Annotated in this window: 15 protein-coding genes; 6 read left to right on the plus strand and 9 right to left on the minus strand. The window is 68.5% G+C overall.

Features of this window, described 5'->3' with window-relative positions; genetic code table 11:
* Positions 1 to 31 precede the first annotated feature (31 nt).
* Together ACWPXE_RS15150 and ACWPXE_RS15155 are read right to left on the minus strand one after the other, a co-directional pair.
* Complete coding sequence (locus ACWPXE_RS15150; RefSeq protein WP_454018488.1) at positions 32 to 4,336, minus strand: translocation/assembly module TamB domain-containing protein; 4,305 nt, start codon at positions 4,334 to 4,336, stop codon at positions 32 to 34.
* 113 nt (positions 4,337 to 4,449) lie between these two features.
* Entirely contained in the window at positions 4,450 to 6,390 is a 1,941-nt protein-coding gene (locus ACWPXE_RS15155; protein ID WP_454018489.1) for an autotransporter assembly complex protein TamA, read from the minus strand.
* A 271-nt stretch (positions 6,391 to 6,661) separates the two neighbouring features.
* Between ACWPXE_RS15155 and typA the strand changes: the two genes are divergently transcribed.
* Entirely contained in the window at positions 6,662 to 8,488 is a 1,827-nt protein-coding gene (gene typA / locus ACWPXE_RS15160) for a translational GTPase TypA (RefSeq protein ID WP_014240708.1), read from the plus strand.
* A gap of 126 nt (positions 8,489 to 8,614) precedes the next feature.
* Positions 8,615 to 9,088 carry an OsmC family protein gene (locus ACWPXE_RS15165; protein ID WP_454018490.1) on the plus strand — a complete coding sequence of 158 codons (474 nt, stop codon included), beginning with the start codon at positions 8,615 to 8,617 and terminating at the stop codon, positions 9,086 to 9,088.
* Between the two features lie 37 nt (positions 9,089 to 9,125).
* On the opposite strand, the gene ACWPXE_RS15170 is transcribed toward ACWPXE_RS15165, so the two are convergent.
* The 3 genes from ACWPXE_RS15170 to ACWPXE_RS15180 form a co-directional block, all read right to left on the minus strand.
* Positions 9,126 to 9,308 (minus strand): hypothetical protein, encoded by a 183-nt coding sequence (locus tag ACWPXE_RS15170; protein WP_188259348.1) that lies wholly within the window; start codon positions 9,306 to 9,308, stop codon positions 9,126 to 9,128.
* Entirely contained in the window at positions 9,308 to 9,484 is a 177-nt protein-coding gene (locus ACWPXE_RS15175) for a CsbD family protein (RefSeq protein ID WP_014240705.1), read from the minus strand. Before ACWPXE_RS15175 ends, ACWPXE_RS15170 begins: the two co-directional genes overlap by 1 nt.
* A gap of 121 nt (positions 9,485 to 9,605) precedes the next feature.
* Positions 9,606 to 10,019, minus strand: a complete 414-nt coding sequence (locus ACWPXE_RS15180; protein WP_454018491.1) for an HIT family protein — start codon at positions 10,017 to 10,019, stop codon at positions 9,606 to 9,608.
* Positions 10,020 to 10,458: 439 nt separating this feature from the next.
* Between ACWPXE_RS15180 and ACWPXE_RS15185 the strand changes: the two genes are divergently transcribed.
* Positions 10,459 to 13,068: a glycosyltransferase family 2 protein gene (locus ACWPXE_RS15185; RefSeq protein WP_454018492.1), complete on the plus strand. Its 2,610-nt coding sequence runs from the start codon at positions 10,459 to 10,461 to the stop codon at positions 13,066 to 13,068.
* Positions 13,069 to 13,171: 103 nt separating this feature from the next.
* On the opposite strand, the gene ACWPXE_RS15190 is transcribed toward ACWPXE_RS15185, so the two are convergent.
* Entirely contained in the window at positions 13,172 to 13,456 is a 285-nt protein-coding gene (locus ACWPXE_RS15190) for a hypothetical protein (RefSeq protein WP_237903460.1), read from the minus strand.
* Between the two features lie 300 nt (positions 13,457 to 13,756).
* Between ACWPXE_RS15190 and ACWPXE_RS15195 the strand changes: the two genes are divergently transcribed.
* Complete coding sequence (locus ACWPXE_RS15195) at positions 13,757 to 14,491, plus strand: Crp/Fnr family transcriptional regulator (RefSeq protein ID WP_246653612.1); 735 nt, start codon at positions 13,757 to 13,759, stop codon at positions 14,489 to 14,491.
* Between the two features lie 234 nt (positions 14,492 to 14,725).
* The gene (locus ACWPXE_RS15200; RefSeq protein WP_174451834.1) at positions 14,726 to 15,139 is read left to right on the plus strand and encodes a response regulator; all 414 of its coding nucleotides are present in this window, start codon (positions 14,726 to 14,728) and stop codon (positions 15,137 to 15,139) included.
* 25 nt (positions 15,140 to 15,164) lie between these two features.
* Here the strand turns inward: ACWPXE_RS15200 and ACWPXE_RS15205 are convergent, their stop codons facing one another.
* Positions 15,165 to 15,872, minus strand: coding sequence for a Crp/Fnr family transcriptional regulator (locus ACWPXE_RS15205; protein WP_454018493.1), 708 nt, complete (start codon positions 15,870 to 15,872; stop codon positions 15,165 to 15,167).
* Between the two features lie 162 nt (positions 15,873 to 16,034).
* Between ACWPXE_RS15205 and ACWPXE_RS15210 the strand changes: the two genes are divergently transcribed.
* Positions 16,035 to 16,448 (plus strand): hypothetical protein, encoded by a 414-nt coding sequence (locus tag ACWPXE_RS15210; protein WP_174451832.1) that lies wholly within the window; start codon positions 16,035 to 16,037, stop codon positions 16,446 to 16,448.
* Here ACWPXE_RS15210 and ACWPXE_RS15215 read toward each other — a convergent pair.
* Positions 16,420 to 16,959 carry an isoprenylcysteine carboxyl methyltransferase family protein gene (locus ACWPXE_RS15215; RefSeq protein WP_349597475.1) on the minus strand — a complete coding sequence of 180 codons (540 nt, stop codon included), beginning with the start codon at positions 16,957 to 16,959 and terminating at the stop codon, positions 16,420 to 16,422. The genes ACWPXE_RS15210 and ACWPXE_RS15215 overlap by 29 nt on opposite strands.
* Before the next feature lie 11 nt (positions 16,960 to 16,970).
* On the minus strand, positions 16,971 to 18,020 hold the full coding sequence (locus tag ACWPXE_RS15220; RefSeq protein ID WP_454018494.1) for a type III polyketide synthase: 1,050 nt from the start codon (positions 18,018 to 18,020) through the stop codon (positions 16,971 to 16,973).
* Positions 18,021 to 18,166 lie beyond the last annotated feature (146 nt).

An 18,166-nucleotide genomic window follows, 5' to 3' on the forward strand; every position in this document is an offset into this window, starting at 1 on the left:
GGCTCGCAAACAGGTTAGAAGGCCGGACCCGTCAGTAATTCCACTCCCACTTGACGCCGACTCGGGTGTCGGAATCGGCGCCGACGTCCGCCTGGGCCTTGATGTTCTTGGTGATGTCGACCTCGACCGTGGCGCGGCTCTGGTTCGCGCCGATGCCCTGCTCCACCCCGACATAGACGCGGTCGCTGACGTAGCGCCCGGCCTCCACCGCGCCACCCTTGCCATCGGCCCCGCCGGTGAATTCCAGCCGGTCGATGCCGAGGCCGCGGCGCAGGTTGCCAATCAGGCCGGGGCCGCCACCGCCGAATCCGGCCAGGGTCGCCGCGGACTGGGCGAGCTGGACCGCCTCCACCGCGTTCAGACTGCCGACCGACTTCCCGAACAGCACCGCGGACAACACCTCGTCCTGCGGCAAACCCTGCGGGGAGGTCAGCTCCAGCTTCGGCTGTCCGGCGGTGCCGGTGACCAGAACCTGCGCGGTCACGTCGTTGGCGGTGGCCTCCGCCAGGAAATCCAGCCGCGGGTCGATGGTGGGACCGCCGTCGAACTCGATGATGCCGCGCTTGAAGACGAAGGTCTTGGCGAGAAGGTCCAATTCGCCCTTCAGCATGTTCAGCCGCCCGCTGACCAGCGGCTGGCTGGAGGTGCCGGTGACGGCGAGTTGCCCGGCGAACTCCGCCTCAAGCCCACGACCCCGGACGAAGATCTGGTTCTGCGCGCTGATCGTCAGATCGAGGATCATCGCGAAGGCCGGCTCGGGAGGCGTGGCCTGCCCGTTCTTCAGGCTGACCGGCTGCGCCTTGCGGCCCCTGCCGACCTCGACGACCTTCAGGTCCACCACGTTGGGCGGGGTCTGGTTGGGGATCTGGATCTCCGCCCGCTCGATCCGCACGGGACCGGCCAGCCGCGGATTCAGGAAGCTGCCGCTCAGCGTCAGGTTGGTGCCGATGGTGACCGCTGCCAGATCGTTCTGCACCAGCCGCGCCCGGTCGGCCTGGATGGCGAGGTCGAGCTGCTGTTGCGGGTCCGCGGCGGCGGGACGGATCACGCCGCGAGCGCTGATCTCGCCGCCGTTGGCGGTTCGCCCGCGAAAGGTCTGGATGGTGAAGACATCGCCGTCGCCGACGATGCGGGCGTCGATGTTGCTGATAATGGCGCCGCTCGCCCGGTTCTCGTAGCGCCCGTTGGCCAGGGTCACCGTGCCGCCCAAGCGGGGCGCCGCCACGGTGCCGTCGACGCTGACGTCCAGCCGCAGCGTGCCGCGCGCCCGGTCGCCGCTCGCCGCCAGCAGGTCGTTGGCGAGCGAGGCGTCGATGGCTCCGCGGAGCGCCGCCTCCAGCCGGCCGCGCTCCGGCACCGAGAAGGCCAGCGTGTCCGGATTCATCGCCAGCGGCGCGGCGGCGGTCAGCGTCACCCGGCCGGCGTTGTTGCTGGTGGCGACGTCGCCGTCCACCGACAGGCGGGCCTCCCGCCAGCGGGCGTTGACAGTGGCGTTCAGGCCCGGCACGCCGGCCTGGGTGGTCTGCTGCGCCTTCAGGTTCGCGACACGCACCGTGGCATCGGCCTGCGGGCGGCGGACGGTGCCGCCGAGAGTCGCCTGCGCGTTCAGCGTGCCGTCCAGCCGGAGGGCCGGGTTCGCCAGCCGGGCCAGCGCCATCGGCACGCGGTCCAGCCGCAGCTCGCCCGACAGCCGTTCCCCATTCAGGCCGAGATCGGCGGCGAGTTGGGCGTTGCCGCTGACCAGCCGCAGGCCGGACACCTCGTAGCGCCGCTCGCCCAGGGCGATGGCAGCGGGCTGGGTCAGCCGGAAGGACTCGCCGCTGTAGCGCCCTTGGAGCCGGTCCAGCCGGATGCGGTTCAGCGCTCCGCTCTGAGTGAATTCCCCGGCCAGATCGAGCCCCAGCGGGTCGCGCCCGGCTCCCGCGGCCTCCGCCCGGAAGGCCGCCTTGGCGAGCGAGCCATCCACGCTGGCCGTCACACGGGACAGGTCGTTGCCGGCGGCAGCCCCGTCCTGAAGCTCCACACGCGCCTTGCCGCTGGCACTGCCCAGCGCATCGGCGACGTCGGCGTTGGCGGTCAGGCGGCGCGCGGCAAACAGCGGCCCGCCCTCCCCCTCGACGCGGAGATTGGTAGCGTTGGCGGTCAGGTTGGCCGCCTGCTTGCCGTTCGGTGCGTCGAGCGCGATCGTGAAGCCCGCTGCCCCGGTCAGCGGCACGCCAGCCAGCTCCGACAGGGTCTGAAGCTGCGGCAGGGTGCCATCGAGCTTGCCGGTCGCGGTCATGGCGTCCAGCGCGACGCGCACCGCACCGGTGATCCGGTTCGGCCCGTTCGCCAGCGCGAGGTCGCTGATGCGCAGCGCCTGCCCCTCCAGCGCGTAGGCGGCGTCCGCCGTCAGCCCGGCGCCGGCCAGTTCGGTGCGGGCCGACACACGCCCTTCCGGGGCGGCCGGCAGGTTCTGCGCGGTGGCGTTCAACCGCGTGTCGCCGAAGCGGCGCCCCTGCACGACGAGGTTCCGCGCGTGCAGCGCCGCCTCGGCCACCAGCTTGTCCAGCGGGCCTTTCGCCGTCGCGTCGAGCGTCAGGCCGCCGGCCATCTCTGTCCCGGCGGCGGTGCCCACCGGGGCGAGATCGGCGATCTCCAGCCGGGTCTTCGCGTCCACGTCCCCGTCCACCAGAGCCGCAGCACCCGTCAGCCGCCCGTTGCGGCCATCCACCGTCAGATCGGTGAGACGCATGGCGCCGCCCGGCTCCATCACCGCCTGCGCCCCCAGGCTGACGTCGCGGCCGAGCACGCCGTCGGCGGGCGTTCCGGTTTCCAGACCGCGCAGTGCGCCGCTAAGGTCCGCCGTCAGCGTGCCGTCCTCCTGCCGGCGCACCGGCCCGGCCACGGCCAGCGACCCGGCCAGCGGTTGCCCGGCGAGCGCGGAGAGGCGGGACAGGTCGTCGGCGTTCAGCGACACCATCACATCGGCGGTCTGGCCCCAGCCGGTCACGCTGCCCTGCGCCCCGGCGCTGGCCGCCGCGGTGGTCAGGGTCACCCCCTCGATTCCCACCGCTCCGGTGTCGGCGTTGATCCGCGCCCGCCCGTCCAGCCGCACCTCCGGCCCGGCGACCGAGGCCAGGGCGGGATCGTCGGCGGCGAGGTCGCGGATCAGCCCCTCCACCGCCACGGTCAGCGCGTCCAGCGTGCCCTGGGCGGTGCCCGACACGGTGCCCTCCCGCCAGGCGATGCCGGGGGCGAAGCCGTGCAGGGCAGAGTCCGGCCCGGCCTGAATCTCGTAGTGCAGATCGAGGCTGCGGCGGTCGGCGCCGATGCGCCCCGAGAGATTGGCCGTGGCGGCGGCGGTCTCGACGGCCACCGGCTGCAGGGTCAGGGCACCGTCCGGAGCGACCACCACGGTGCCTTTCAGCGCCGGCTGCGGCCCGGCCAGCGGCGCAATGTCGGGGCCGAGCAGGGAGGCCACGTCGCCGGTCGCCGCGATGGTGACGGCGTGCCCTTCCGGCACCGCCTTGATCGTGGCGTCGGCGGCCAGCCGGGCGGCGTTCTCCGCCGCCGCGGTAAAGGTGCCCTTCCAGTCGTCCAGCGAGCCCTGCCCGTCCAGCGAGGCGCTGACCGGCGGCGCGCCGGGGATGTTCAGCGCGGTGGCGATCAGCCCGCCCGCCGGCTCCGACGCCTTCAGATTCAGGTCGAGCCGCTTGTCGTCGGGGTTGAAGGCGACGTCGAGCGCCACGGTGCCCGGCTGTTCGCCCAGACGGTCCACATTCAGATGCGCTTCCAGCGACGACCCGCCCGACGCCAGGTCGAGCGCCCCGTCGATCTTCAGCCGCGCCTCCTGCCCGATCAGCGGCTCCGCCAGGACCAGCTCAGCGATGGCCAGCTTGTCCACGGCGACGCCCACCGGCAGGCTGGGCAGCAGGGAGGTCGGCCCCTGGTCGGGCGGCGGCTCCGGCCCCTCAGCGGGCAGCGGCGCGCGCTCCACAATCACGCGCTGCGCCTCAATGGCGTTGGCCTTGGCCCGTCCGGTCAGCAGCGCGGTCGGGGCGAGGTTGACGCGGAGATCCTCCAGCCGCAGCCACACGCCCTCGCGGTCGGCGACGGTGACGTCCGAAATGGTGAAGTTGACGGGGACCGCGCCGCCGATGGTGCCGATCCGGACCTGGAGGTCGGGGCCGTTCACCGCCTTCTCGATGGTCTGGGCGATCCAGCGCCGGACGGCGTTGGCCGGTCCCCAGCCGCCCCCTTCGGAGTCGGCCGCGCGGGCGGCCTCCGTCAGGACCGCCCCGGTCAGGACAGCGATGGCCAGAAGAAGGACGATCAGACGACGCAGACCCGACACCACGCACCCCGTTGCGGCATTCCCCGAATGGTATAACGGGAAAGAGCATGGGCGATCCCGATCCAAGTGGCAAAAATGCGACCCGACCCGGCATCACCGGTTGAAAGGACGAATCAGAAGGCCTGACCCAGACTGAGATAGAGCTGCCACTTCGCATCGCCGGAGTCGGCGTTCAGCGGGAAGGCGACGTCGGCGCGCAGCGGCCCGAAATCGGTGTAGTAACGGGCGCCGATGCCCGCGCCGACCTTCAGCGGCTCCTTGAAGTCCGGGAAGGCGCTGTCGAAGACGGTGCCGGCGTCGACGAACGGCACGATACCGACGGTCTCCGTCACCTTGACGCGCAGTTCCAGCCCGGCTTCGAACAGCGACCGCCCACCGGTCGGGTCGCCGTAGATGTCGCGCGGTCCGGCCTTCTGGAAGCCGTAGCCGCGCACCGACCCGCCGCCGCCCGCATAGAAGCGGTGATCCGGCGGGACTTGATCCAGCGACGCACCCACCGTGCTGCCGACGCCGATGCGCGCCGCAGCGACGTAACGCCCGTCGTCGGACAGATCGCGGTAGGCGGACGCGTTGATCTGGAAGCTGGTGAAGATCGAGTCCGTATCCCCGGCGTAGGGGAACCAGGGGGTGGCGAGCAGCGAGGCGCGGTAGCCCTTGGACGGGTTCAGCAGGTTGTCCGACCCGTCCCGGGCGATGCCCAGCGGCACGCCGATGAATCCCGTCTGATACTCCCGCAGGTTGGAGCGCACCCGTCCGCGCTCCCCCGACACGCCGTAGGAGATCTTGAGCTGGTCGGTCACCTGCCGCTCCAGCGAGGCCGAGCCGATGGTGGCGACGCGGTCGTAGGCCGGCGGCTGCTCCGACGCGACCTGGAAATCCAGGATCAGCGACTGGCGCGGCGCCAGGAAATCGGGCTTGCGGAAGTTGGCGGACAGCCGGATGTCCGGCAGATCCAGGGTGCCGCGTGGCCCCTGCGCGGCGCCGTTGTCGCCGCCGATCCGCCCGACCTCCACGCCCAACCGCAGCCGCTCCGCCCCGCCGAACAGGTTGCGGTGGCCCCAATAGGCCGAGCCCCCCACGCCATCCTCCGACGAGTAGAAGGCGCTGGCCCCGATGAAGCGGTGCAGCTTCTCGGCCAGGGTCACGTCCACCGGCGTGACGCCGCCCGGCCCCGGCTCCTCGGCCAGCCGCACCCGCACCGTGTCGAACACGTCGAGCTGGGCGATCTGCTGGCGCGCCCGGTCGACCTTGGCCGGGCTGTAGATGTCGCCCTGCTTCCAGGGAAGACGCCCGCGGATCAGCCCCTCGTCCACGCTGGCCAGCCCGTCGATCTTGGTGTCGCCGAACATCACCAGCGGGCCGGGATTGACCGAGTAAGTGACGTCCATGCTGTGGTCGTCGTGATCCACCACCACCCGCCGTTCGGCGACGGTGGCGAAGGGGTGGCCGCGGTGGGTCATCCGGCGCAGCAGCGCGGACTGGGCGTCCACCACCTGCGGCGCCCGCGCCCGCTCCCCCACCGGCAGGCCGATGTCGGCCGGCGTCACCTCGCCGCCCGGCAGCGGCGCGCCGTCGGTGGAGGCGATGGTGATGGTCTTGAAGCGGTAGGGGGTGCCGGGCGTCACCGCGACGGTCACCTTGGCCGGGGTCCGGGCCGCGTCCACCCGGATGTCGAGAACCGCGTCGTAGAAGCCGGCGGAGCGCAGCGCCGTCTGCAGGCGATCCCGGTCGCTGTCGGCGCGCCGTTCCAGCCCCAGCACCGACGGCGGCGGGTCGTTCTTCAGGCTGACCAGCGAGGAGCTGTCGCGCAGCAGGTCGCGCAGCTCGTCGTCCTCCATCCCGGTGAACTCCACCTCGTAGGGGATCTGCGGGCTGGGTGCGTTGGGCGTGGGGTCATCCTGCCCGGAACCGTCCTGCGCCGCGGGCGGCGGGGCCGCCTCCTGAACCGGGTCCGGCGCGGGGTCCTGCGCGCGCAACGGGTCGCCCGGCACGGCGGCGAGCGCGCTGGACAGGAGAATGACGGCGAGGCGGGAAGCGGAAACGCGGCTGGTCATCACCGGACCATGTGGGATTCCGCGACGCAGACGCCAATGATTCGGTCGCCGCGGCGCAAGGAAATTCCGCATAGGCGCTTTGGGCGAGTTTCCCCCACTACGCCGCTTGCGTTATGAAGCCGGATCATTATATTGCGTCGCAACAGTTTCCCCGGCAGAGCCCCCCGATCGATCTCGGAGGGTTTTTTTGTTGTGCGCGGCCGACGTGCCGCGGTGTCGGGGCGGCATTGCGCAACGGAAGCCCCAGAGCGGATTTAAGAGTCCCCGACACATGAATCTTCGTAACGTCGCCATCATCGCGCACGTCGACCACGGCAAGACGACCCTGGTCGATCAGCTCCTCAAGCAGGCCGGTTCGTTCCGCGAGAACCAGCAGGTCGCCGAACGCGCCATGGACTCCAACGACCTGGAGCGCGAGCGCGGCATCACCATCCTGGCCAAGTGCACGTCGGTCCTGTGGAACGACCTGCGCATCAACATCGTGGACACCCCCGGCCACGCCGATTTCGGCGGTGAGGTCGAGCGCATCCTCTCCATGGTGGACGGCGTGGTCCTGCTCTGCGACGCCGCCGAAGGGCCTCTGCCGCAGACCAAGTTCGTGCTGGGCAAGGCGCTGAAGCTGGGCCTGCGCCCGATCGTCGTCATCAACAAGGTGGACCGCCCCGACGGCCGTCCGCACGAGGTGCATGACGAGGTGTTCGACCTGTTCGCCTCGCTCGACGCCTCGAACGAGCAGCTCGATTTCCCGACCCTGTTCGCCTCGGGCCGCAACGGCTGGGCGACCACGGACCTGGAGAACGGCGCCCGCGAGACGCTGACCCCGCTGTTCGAGCTGATCCGCGACCACGTCCCGCCGCCCAAGGTGGAAGAGGACCTGCCCTTCGCCATGCTGGCGACCACGCTGGAGGCGAACCCGTATCTGGGCCGCATCCTGACCGGCCGCATCCAGACCGGCAGCGTCAAGGTCAACATGGCCATTAAGTCGCTGAGCCGCGACGGCAAGCTGATCGAGAACGCCCGCATCAGCAAGGTGCTGGCCTTCCGCGGCCTTGAGCGCGTTCCGGTGGACGAGGCGCACGCCGGCGACATCGTCGCCCTGGCCGGCCTGACCACCACCACCGTGGCCGACACCATCTGCGCGCCGGAAGTGGCCGAGCCGCTGGCCGCCCAGCCGATCGACCCGCCCACCCTGGCGATGACCTTCTCGGTCAACGACAGCCCGCTGGCCGGCCGCGAAGGCGACAAGGTCACCAGCCGCATGATCCGCGACCGCCTGATGCGCGAGGCCGAAGGCAACGTCGCCCTGCGCGTCAGCGACACCGAGGGCGGCGATGCCTTCGAGGTGGCCGGCCGCGGCGAACTGCAGCTCGGCATCCTGATCGAGACGATGCGCCGCGAGGGATACGAGCTGGCCATCAGCCGTCCGCGCGTGCTGTTCAAGACCGACCCGCTGAACGGCCAGCGCCTGGAGCCGATCGAGGAAGTCGTCGTCGACGTGGACGAGGAGTTCTCCGGCACCGTCGTGCAGAAGATGGCGGAGCGCAAGGCCGACCTCATTGAGATGCGTCCGTCGGGCGGCAACAAGACCCGCATCGTCTTCCACGCCCCGTCGCGCGGCCTGATCGGCTATCAGGGCGAGTTCCTGACCGACACCCGCGGCACCGGCATCATGAACCGGCTGTTCCACGGCTACGCCCCCTACAAGGGCACGATCGCCGGCCGGCGCACCGGCGTGCTGATCTCCAACGCCGACGGCACCGCGGTCGCCTACGCGCTGTGGAACCTGGAGGATCGCGGCCCGATGCTGATCGATCCGGGCGTTCCGGTCTATCAGGGCATGATCATCGGTGAGCACACCCGCGGCAACGACCTCGAGGTCAACGTCATCAAGGGCAAGCAGCTCACCAATATCCGCACCACCAGCAAGGACGAGGCGGTCCGCCTGACCCCGCCGATCCAGATGACGCTGGAGCGCGCCCTGTCCTACATCGGCGACGACGAGCTGGTGGAGGTGACGCCGAAGTCCATCCGCCTGCGCAAGCGCTACCTCGACCCGAACGAGCGCAAGCGCCACGCCCGCGCGGCGGAAGCCAGCTGAGGCTGACGGGCAAGGCAGCGTTGAGATCGCGGGAGGGCTTCGGCTCTCCCGCTTTTTTTATGGCCCGTTTTCTTTTCAGCGGCGGTGGCCGCGGTTACCCTCCCGGAAACACATCCGGAGGGACCAATGTCAGGGCGCGAACACCGGTACGAAACGACGCTCACCTGGACGGGCAATCAGGGAACCGGGACCTCAGGCTACAAGGCGTACAGCCGCGACCTTGAGATCGTGGCTCCCGGCAAGCCGCCGATCCCCGGCTCGTCCGATCCGGCCTTCCGCGGCGATCCTGGGCGCTACAATCCCGAAGACATGCTCGTGGCCTCGCTCTCGGCCTGCCACATGCTGTGGTACCTGCATCTGTGCGCCGTGAACGGCGTCAGCGTGATTGCCTACACGGACGAGGCCGCCGGAACGATGGCTGAGGATACCAATGGCGGGGGCCGCTTCACCGATGTCGTCCTGCGCCCCCAGGTCACTCTCGCCGCCGGAAGCGACTCCGCCAAGGCCGTGGCCCTGCACCACGAAGCCCACGAGAAATGCTTCATCGCCAACTCAGTGAATTTCCCGGTTCGGGTCGAGGCGCGGATCGCCGTTGAATGACAAAGAAAACCCCCTTCCGGATGGAAGGGGGCGATTCCTAGTCCCGCAAACTCTTCTTCTTGATGTCGGGCTTCTCGCCCAACTCGTCGAACTTCTCCTGAACGGGCTTGTCCGGGTCGCCCGAGGCTTGCCCGGTTTCCTTGATGAGCTTGTCCTCGATCCGCTGGGCGGCGTCGGACGGGGCGTCGTCCTTGCGATGCCCCCGCTCCTCCGCGCCCATCACTTGTCGCCTTTGAGGATGTCCTTCACCTTGCCGACGACCTTGTCCAGCTTGCCCTCGGCCTTGTCGGCGCGGCCCTCGTCTTTCAGATCCCGGTTGCCGGTCAGGTCGCCGGCCTGCTTCTTGACTTCGCCCTTCAGCTCCTTGCCGGCACCGGTGATGCGATCGGTGTTCATGGTGCCTTCTCCTTCGATTGGTGATTGTTTCAGCGACCGTAAACAGGGCCGCAAAAGAAACGTCACGCCTTCGCTTGTTCGCAAAGGGAGAGGGGTCCGTCGCGTTCAGCTTGGCCGGGCCTCACTTTTGGCCCAACCCCTCCCCGATCTTTCGGATAAGGCTGTCCCGCTCCTCCGGGCTGTAGCGCTCCGCGAAGCCCGACCCCCACACCGGCCCCGGCCATGCCGGGTCCGCCTTGGAGCGGGCGATGACATGGATGTGAAGTTGCGGGACCAGATTGCCCAAGGCCCCAACGTTGATCTTGTCAGGGCCGAACAAGGTTTCCAGCGTGTGCGAGGCCAGGGCGATCTCGTCCACCAGCCGGTGCCGGTCCTCACGGGGCAGTTGGTGGATCTCCGTCAGGCCATGCCGGGCGGGAACCAGGATCAGCCACGGCCACACTCGGTTGTCCATCAGCAGGACGCGGCAGAGCGGCCATTCGGCGATCGGGGCGGTATCGGCCTGCAAACGGTCGTGGAGATGGAACATCGTCATGGGGTCCCGTGTCTTCCCTGTGCTGACTTCCCTTCGGCCCGTAAGGATTTCCTTGCGGTGTCCGGGGAAGAAAACGCCCATCCGGCACGTTCGTCCAGTGGGGATTGCCGCCGCTGCAGGTCTGGGCATCGGCGCGTCGGAGTGGGACTGGTTGCGGGACTAGGAAAAATGTATAAACTGCCGCACGATCTTTATTCGGTCCGGTGATGTTCCGGTCGGAGGCGTTCGGACTTCCGGCTTATACGGATCGCGCGGCGGATTGAGACGTGTCCTGCAACCAGGGTGGTGGGTACGGGTGTTCGGTCCGAAGGCGGTGTCGGGGCGGCGAGTCCCCCTGCGTGCCGATCCGGTTGAACCCCTTCGCTGAATTGAAAGATGCCCGGCCGGGGCGGACAAAGCCAGGACGGCCGGCAGACGTTTGGGACAAAGAAAGACGGTCATGCGCAAGTCGGCGATCGCGGCTCTTCTTCTCGTGATCCTGGGCAACATCGGAGTCTGGGCGCTGTGGAACCGCCCGGTCGCCGAACGGTCCTGGGGCGGCGCCATCAGCGGCGTCGGCTACACGCCCTTCCACCCGGACAAGAGCCCGTCCAAGGGCGACAAGGCCTCGGCGGAGGACATCGAGAAGGACATGAAGGCCCTGGAGGGGTCGGTCAAGGGCGTGCGCATCTACTCCACCACCGACGGGTCGGAGCAGACGGCGCCCATCGCCCGCAAGTACGGGATTCCGATCACCGCGGGCGCCTGGATCGCCGGCAAGCCGGAGATTGACGAGCCGGAGATCAACGGCCTGATCAAGCTGGCGCGCGACAACAACAACGTCCGCCGCGTCCTGGTCGGCAACGAGGCGATCCTGCGCGCCGACGTCACCGTCCCGCAGGCCATCGAGTACATCAAGCGTGTGAAGAAGAAGGTCAACGTCCCGGTCTCCACCGCGGAGCCGTGGCACGTCTGGCTGGAGCATCCGGAACTGGCCGACGCCGTGGACTTCCTGGCCGTCCACCTGCTGCCCTACTGGGAAGGCGTGCCCGCCGACCAGTCGGTCGATTACGCCATGTTCCGCTACAACGAGCTGAAGACCAAGTTCCCGAACAAGCACATCCTGATCTCGGAAATCGGCTGGCCGGCGGACGGCCCGTGGCGCCGCGGCGCCGAGGCGAGCCAGGTCAACCAGGCCAAGTTCATCCGCACCTTCCTGAACGTCGCGGCGCAGAACAAGCTCGACTACTTCATCATGGAGGCCTTCGACCAGCCCTGGAAGCGGGAGATCGAAGGCACCGCCGGCACCAGCTGGGGCCTGTGGGACGCGTGGCGCAAGCCGAAGTTCCCGATGATCGGCGAGGTGACGGAGTTGCGGAACTGGCCGCTGCTCTGCGGCATCTCCATCGCCGTAGGCTTCCTGCCGCTCGTCTTCTTCCTGTGGCGCCGCGGCGGCGACCTGAAGTTCGGCGGGCAGGTCTTCTACGGCGCGATGATCCAGGGCGTGTCGTCGGTGCTGGTCTTCACCTTCACCGCGGCCAGCGTCGCCGGTCTCGCCACCACCACCGAGATCGCTTGGGGCATCCTGGTCTTCTGCCAGCTCGTCCTGCTCGCCGTCATGCTGATCGACGGGCTGGAGCTGACGGAGGTCGTCTGGCAGGACCGCTTCAAGCGCAAGTTCCAGCCCTGCTCGGCGGCCCCTCTGCCCGACGCGCCGAAGGTGTCCATCCATGTGCCCTGCTACAACGAGCCACCGCACATGGTCATGGAGACGCTGGACGCGCTGGCCCGGCTGGACTACCCGAACTACGAGGTCCTGCTGCTCGACAACAACACCAAGGACCCGGCGGTGTGGCGCCCGGTCGAGGAGTATTGTCGCAAGCTGGGGCCGAAGTTCCGCTTCTTCCACTTGGACAACTGGCCGGGCTTCAAGGCCGGCGCGCTGAATTTCGGCCTCGCCCAGACGGCGCCGGACGCCCAGCACATCGCTGTCATTGACAGCGACTATCAGGTCCACCCCGACTGGCTGAAGGCGACCATCCCCCATTTCAACCGGCCGGAGGTCGGCTTCGTGCAGTCCCCGCAGGACTACCGGGACTGGAGCCACGACCTGTTCCAGCGGATGATCAACTGGGAATACGCCGGCTTCTTCCACATCGGCATGATCCAGCGCAACGAGCGCAACGCGATCATCCAGCACGGCACCATGACCATCATCCGCAAGTCCGCGCTGGAGGAGGTCGGCCGCTGGGGCGAGTGGTGCATCACCGAGGACGCCGACCTCGGCCTGCGCCTGTTCGAGCACAAGTACGAGGCCGTCTACATGCCGGAGAGCTACGGCAAGGGCCTCGTCCCCGACAGCTTCTCCGCCTACAAGACGCAGCGCTTCCGCTGGGCCTACGGTGCCGTTCAGATCCTCAAGCACCACTGGCGCGACCTGCTGCCGGGCGGCCCGCGCCTGACCGCCGGGCAGAAGTATCACTTCATCACCGGCTGGCTGCCCTGGTTCGCCGACGCCGCCCACATGATCTTCGGCATCGCCGGCATCATCTGGTCGCTCGGCCTGCTGGCCTTCCCGAAGTATTTCGAGTTCCCGCCCAGCGTCTTCATGATCCCGACGCTCAGCGTCTTCGCCTTCAAGGTCGGCGCCTCGCTCTGGCTGTACGAGGCGCGGGTGAAGTGCGGCTTCTGGGACAAGGTCGGGGCCGCCATCGCCGGCATGGCGCTGACCCACACGGTGGGCCGCGCCATGTGGCTGGGCATGTTCACTTCCGGGCGCCCCTTCGTCCGCACGCCGAAGTGCGAGAACCAGCCGGCGCTGATGCAGGCCTTCCTGATGGCGCGGGAGGAGATCGCGCTGCTGCTGGGCCTTTGGGGCGCCGCTCTGGCCATCGTGGTGGTGTTCGGTCACGAGAATCGCGACGCCTTTATGTGGTCGGGCCTTTTGGTCGTACAGTCGCTGCCCTACCTGTCCGCCTTCATCACCGCCCTGATCAACGCCTTCCCCAACATCGGGCTGGGCAAGCGGCGCCCTGAACCCACGGAAGCCGCCGGAGCCGGGGCGGACTGACCGCCCCATCGGATCGCCAACCCGAATCGCACGCATGAAGGGAGCCCCGCCGGAATGGCGGGGCTCCCTTCATTTCGCCCGGAAAGGCGTGCCGTACGCTTTCTTAGTCCTGGGAACCGCCGTCCGCCATCTGCCCGATCCCGACATGCGCCGACGCAGGATGGGTGGCGTTCACCTGGATCATCAGGCGCTCAACGATCTGCAACGCCACGCGATGCAGATTTGGATCCTCACCCTTTGGATCGCGATTCTGGTGGGCGGCAGCGGCGTCCTCAAGCGCGGCATGCGCTTCCTCGAGCCGTAAGACCCCGCGTTCCACCAATGCGAGCATAAGGGATTCACAAATCGAGAGGGCAGCCAGTCCCGCCGCATCCCGCTCCGCCGCCATGCCGCCCCCCGCACTGATCTGTTACCACCGCCGGCCGTTCAAAACCCCATACGGCCAATGCCACCAACAGTTTTGTATATGATCCCTCACCTGTCCGGTCGAGAAAATCTAACCCCTATTAACCTATGTTATAGATGGTTTTATCGTTTGGCTTAATCGTTCGAGGCCGCCCGGAATTGGGCTGGCAGTGGCACTCGCTTCGGGGCCATAACAATTGGACGATCAAAGGCTGGAACAGAAATGACCCGCGCCCAGGCCAACATACCGTCATCTCCACTGGGGCGCAAGATAACCAGTTACATGAGTCTGACAGACGAGGAGAAGAGTTTCCTCAACGAGTTGGAGCGCAATGTTACCCGGCACGGTTCGCGTTCTGATCTTCTCCAGCAGGGGGAACGCTACGGTTGCGTGCGAGTGATGCGCAAAGGCTGGGCAATCCGTCACAAAGCGCTTCCCGACGGGCGGCGGCAGGTCGTCAATTTTGTCCTGCCCGGGGACATCATCGGCTTTTACTGCAACCTGTTCGAGACGGCGGACCATGGCGTCACCACCCTGACCCCGGCGGAGGTCGCCAACTTCCAGCCGGAACGAATCATCGAACTGTTCAAGCTCTTCCCCCGTCTGGCCGCCGCCCTCGCCTGGTCGGGCGCCAAGGAGGAGGCGATCATCGCCGAACGCCTGCTCAGCGTCGGCCGCCGCACCGCGCTGGAGCGCACGGCCCACCTGATCGTGGAACTGCTGCGGCGGTTGAGCATCGTTGGGCTGGTCGAGGAGGGGCGTTTCACACTGCCGGTCACCCAGGAAATCCTGGCCGACGCGCTGGGGCTCAGCATCGTCCACATCAATCGGACGCTCCGGCGGCTGCGTGACATCGGGCTGATCGATCTGGCCGGACAGCAGATCACCGTCCACGATGTGAAGCAGCTCGCCTCCGTCGGCCAGTTCGACGAGTTGTACCTGCACCTGATCCAGGCACCCAAACAGCTGGAGCACGCCTTGGACGCCAAGTCCGACCGAAAGCGCGCGGGGGACTGATCGGTTTTTCGACCCTCTTCGATATTCCCTTCCGATTAACCTATGACAATGCGTCGGCGCGCCATTCGATATAGAATCTTAATTACCTGCACAGATAACTGAGCAGACCGACCACGGAGCGGACAGCGGCCACCCCCGCAACAGCTTTCCCAAACACGCTGGACGGGCGGCATCGGGCAGCCGGTATCGCCGTCCTGCTGTTCACCGGTTTCCCCGCTGTTCATTGGATAACGCATGACCGACGCCCCCCTCGCCGGCCGATCCGCAAGCTCCGGCACACTGACCGTCGCCCTTCTTGAGGACGACATGGTGCTGTGCCTGTGCATGGAAACCCTGTTCGAGGATTGGGGAATGGTGCTGGTCAGCGCCCCGACGCCAGACGCGCTCCTGGACGCGCTGAACGGCGGGGCGCTCCCCGACATCCTGGTCGCCGATTACCATCTGGGACGTCACGGCAAGGCGCCGGAGTCGGTGCGGGCGGTGCTGGAGGACGTCGGCTCCGCCCTGCCCGTCATCATCACCACCGGCGACGAATCCGCGGCTACCCAGGCGGAGATCCGCGCCGCGGGCTGGCATTTCCTCCCCAAGCCCTATGATCCCGAATCGCTTCGCGCCCTGATCCTGACCGTTCTCGGGCGGACGGACTGATACGCCCTTTCCGGCTGCCATCCCCTCACGCGCCGGCCCGGACATCCTCCACCAACGCCTCCAACCGGTGCAGGTCGCGCACGACCAGCGCGTCGGCCCGACGCTCCACCAGCCCATCGCGGGCAAGATCGTTCAGCACGCGGGCGACCGTCTCGCGTGCCGTGCTGACCCGGCTGGCGATGTCGGCATGGAGGGGAATCGGAGCGATCACCGCCGTCGCCCCTTCCACCCGCCCGCGTTTGGCGAGCCGCAGCAACTCGGCGTGGACACGGTTGTTGGCCCCCAGCGTGGACAATTCCATCACCCGGTCGGTGGCGATGCGGACGACCCGGCACAGCCGCCGCATCACCGCCATGGCGAGTTCCGGGTGGCCGGACACCAATTCCTGAAAGGGTTGGGGCGCCAGGAAGGCGATCAGGGTTCCCTCCTCCAAAGCCATCGCGGAGGCCGAGCGGGGAAGCCCGTCGATGGCCGCCATCTCTCCCAGGAACCCGCCGGCCTCGATGTCGTCGAAGCTGATCTCGCGACCCGCCGGGGAATGGCTCAGCACCCGCACGCGCCCGTGGACCACCAGCACGACGTCCCGCGATTCTCCCTGGTGGTCGATGATCTGCTCGCCGGCGTGGAAGCGGCGCCAGCGGCACTGGCGCGCCAGGGCGACACGCTCCTCCTCGGACAGTGGGCTCAACAGCGTGATCGCATCCAGCCGGGACAGTCCAGCGTCAACAGGCACGGGGCTACATCCTTTTCTGACAGCGACCCTCAAGCACAACCCTGAGCATAGCCGGGCCTGCGCAAAGGTGGAACCGCCTCCCTCCAACGGGTGTCGCTAACGTCCCGTTAACCCTGAAAGCGGCAGAACGGACGGGACGCGCCCACCGGAATTGAGAGAGCCATGTCGTTCCAACTGCCCTCCGGCCCCGTTCCCCGCAGCCTGATCCCCTATGCCGGCCGCGTGGATTCGCAGCGCCTGCTGTCGGTCGTCGCCATCCCCTTCGCCGCGGCCATCGCCATGGCGACCGCCGTGGCGGCGATGGGCGGCGTGACAGACCCCATCGCCGAGGCCGGCGGGCCGATGTACTTCGTCCTGAACTTCGTGAAGTTCTGCTATCTGGCGGTGTCGATGGCCCATCTGTCCGGCGCCCTGGCGGAACGCGCCAACGGCGGCTTGCCCGCCGGCCTGTGGCTCGACGAGATGGACCGCTCGGAGCCGGAATCCCGCGAGTCCTTCTGGCACGCCTTTCCGAACCACCTCGACGGGGCGGCCATCGCCGGCTGCGTCACGATGCTGTGCTTCCTGCTGACCTGAGCGCGCGCCGTCCGGACAGCGCGCCGTCCTCGACACGGATGCGGTGCAGGGTCAACGGCACGTTCAGCAGCGTGGCCAGCACCGCGATCCACCACGCCCCGAAGACCAGGGGCAGCACGGCCAGTTCGCCCGCCACGACCAGATAGTTGGGGTGGCGGACCCAGCGGAACGGCCCGCGCCGCACCAGCGGGGCGCCGGGCAGGGTGACGATGCGGGTGGTCCAGAACCGCCCCAGCGTGGCGATCACCCAGACCCGCCCGGCCTGCAACAGCACGAACAGGGCGAGCAGCCAGCCGTTGATCGGCGCGTCCGCCGGAACGACGGCGAACAGCAGCGCAAGCCAGCCGGCGTGCAGCCCGACGAACAGCGGGTAATGGGCGGCCCCGACCTCCTGCGCGCCCTCGGCCAGGAGGCGGCGCGTGTTGCGTTGGGCGATGACGAGTTCGCCCAGACGCTGGGCCGCGACCAGCAGCAGGATGACGTGGGGCCAGCCCAGCGGCAGCGTTTCCATTCCAAGCGCTCCTAGAGGTCGACCTGGGCCATCGCAGCGGTGAAGCCGGGGCCGAGCGCGGTCATCAGGTGGGGACCACGGGCGCCGGACGCGATGCGCCGCTCCAGCACGAACAGCACGCTGGCCGCCGACATGTTGCCGCAGCGGCGCAGCACCGCCCAGGCGTCGTCCAGCCCGGCGGAGACCGGGGCGCAGACCTCCTCCAGCGCATGCAGTACCTTGGCGCCGCCGGGGTGGCAGATCAGCCCGGCGAGGTCGCCGCGAGCCAGCCGCCGCCGCTCCAGGAAGCCGTCGAGGACCGGTTCCAGCCGGTTGCGGATCAGCGCCGGGATGCTCTGGCTGAAGATCACGCCGAGACCGTCATCCTCGACCCGCCAACCCATCACGTCCTGCGTTCCCGGCCAAGTGTGCTCCGCACCGTCCACAAGGCGCGGCCCCTCTCCCTCAGCATCGGCACGCAGCACCGCCGCCGCTGCGCCATCCGCGAACAGGGCGCTGGCGACGACGTTGGTCGGAGTCGCCTCTGCCGAGCGGAAGGCCAGCGTGCAGAGTTCCACCACCAGGAACAGCACCGTCTGCCCCGCCATCGCCTGGGCGATCTGGCCGGCGCGGGTCAGTCCCAGCACGCCGCCGGCGCAGCCCAGCCCGAACAGCGGCAGACGCACCGTGTCGGGAGGGAAGCCCATGCGCTCCAGCAAAAGGGCCTCCAGGCTGGGCGTGGCGATTCCGGTCGTCGAGGCGCAGACGATGGCGTCCACGTCCTGCGGCCTCAGGCCGGCACGGGCCAGCGCCTGCCCCGCCGCGTCTTCCAGCAAGGCCAGTGCGCCGTCGCGAAAGGCGGCGGTGCGCTCCGGCCAGCCGCGCGGCTCCATGTACCAGTCGATGGGCATGACCGCGTGGCGCGTCTCGATGCCGGTGTTGGCGAAGACCGGCACGAGCCGTTCGAAGTCGCGCATCCGCGGCCCGAAGACGGCCCGCGCGACGCCGAGCGCCTCGTCCTGGCCGAGACGATGGGGCGGCAGGGCCGTGGCGAGCGAGAGGATGCGGGGGGTATGGGTCATCCTCAGCGATGTGATGCGCGCGGGGGTGGCGGACCAGCCCCCCGGAGGGAGTTCCTTCGCTTGCTCTCCCGCGACTCTTTCCCGCCGTCCGATACGTCGTTGTGGATTGAGCAGAAGCCATGTCCTGTATCACTATACCGGGCGTC

It is taken from the genome of Azospirillum sp. Marseille-Q6669, assembly GCF_965111635.1.

Excerpts from the sequence above, each read along its gene's own strand:
- ACWPXE_RS15185 (WP_454018492.1), top strand. The coding sequence starts at position 10,459 with ATGCGCAAGTCGGCGATCGCGGCTCTTCTTCTCGTGATCCTGGGCAAC.
- typA (WP_014240708.1), top strand. The coding sequence starts at position 6,662 with ATGAATCTTCGTAACGTCGCCATCATCGCGCACGTCGACCACGGCAAG.
- ACWPXE_RS15155 (WP_454018489.1), bottom strand. The coding sequence starts at position 6,390 with ATGACCAGCCGCGTTTCCGCTTCCCGCCTCGCCGTCATTCTCCTGTCC.
- ACWPXE_RS15190 (WP_237903460.1), bottom strand. The coding sequence starts at position 13,456 with ATGGCGGCGGAGCGGGATGCGGCGGGACTGGCTGCCCTCTCGATTTGT.
- ACWPXE_RS15200 (WP_174451834.1), top strand. The coding sequence starts at position 14,726 with ATGACCGACGCCCCCCTCGCCGGCCGATCCGCAAGCTCCGGCACACTG.
- ACWPXE_RS15215 (WP_349597475.1), bottom strand. The coding sequence starts at position 16,959 with ATGGAAACGCTGCCGCTGGGCTGGCCCCACGTCATCCTGCTGCTGGTC.
- ACWPXE_RS15210 (WP_174451832.1), top strand. The coding sequence starts at position 16,035 with ATGTCGTTCCAACTGCCCTCCGGCCCCGTTCCCCGCAGCCTGATCCCC.
- ACWPXE_RS15165 (WP_454018490.1), top strand. The coding sequence starts at position 8,615 with ATGTCAGGGCGCGAACACCGGTACGAAACGACGCTCACCTGGACGGGC.
- ACWPXE_RS15170 (WP_188259348.1), bottom strand. The coding sequence starts at position 9,308 with ATGGGCGCGGAGGAGCGGGGGCATCGCAAGGACGACGCCCCGTCCGAC.
- ACWPXE_RS15195 (WP_246653612.1), top strand. The coding sequence starts at position 13,757 with ATGAGTCTGACAGACGAGGAGAAGAGTTTCCTCAACGAGTTGGAGCGC.
- ACWPXE_RS15220 (WP_454018494.1), bottom strand. The coding sequence starts at position 18,020 with ATGACCCATACCCCCCGCATCCTCTCGCTCGCCACGGCCCTGCCGCCC.
- ACWPXE_RS15175 (WP_014240705.1), bottom strand. The coding sequence starts at position 9,484 with ATGAACACCGATCGCATCACCGGTGCCGGCAAGGAGCTGAAGGGCGAA.
- ACWPXE_RS15180 (WP_454018491.1), bottom strand. The coding sequence starts at position 10,019 with ATGACGATGTTCCATCTCCACGACCGTTTGCAGGCCGATACCGCCCCG.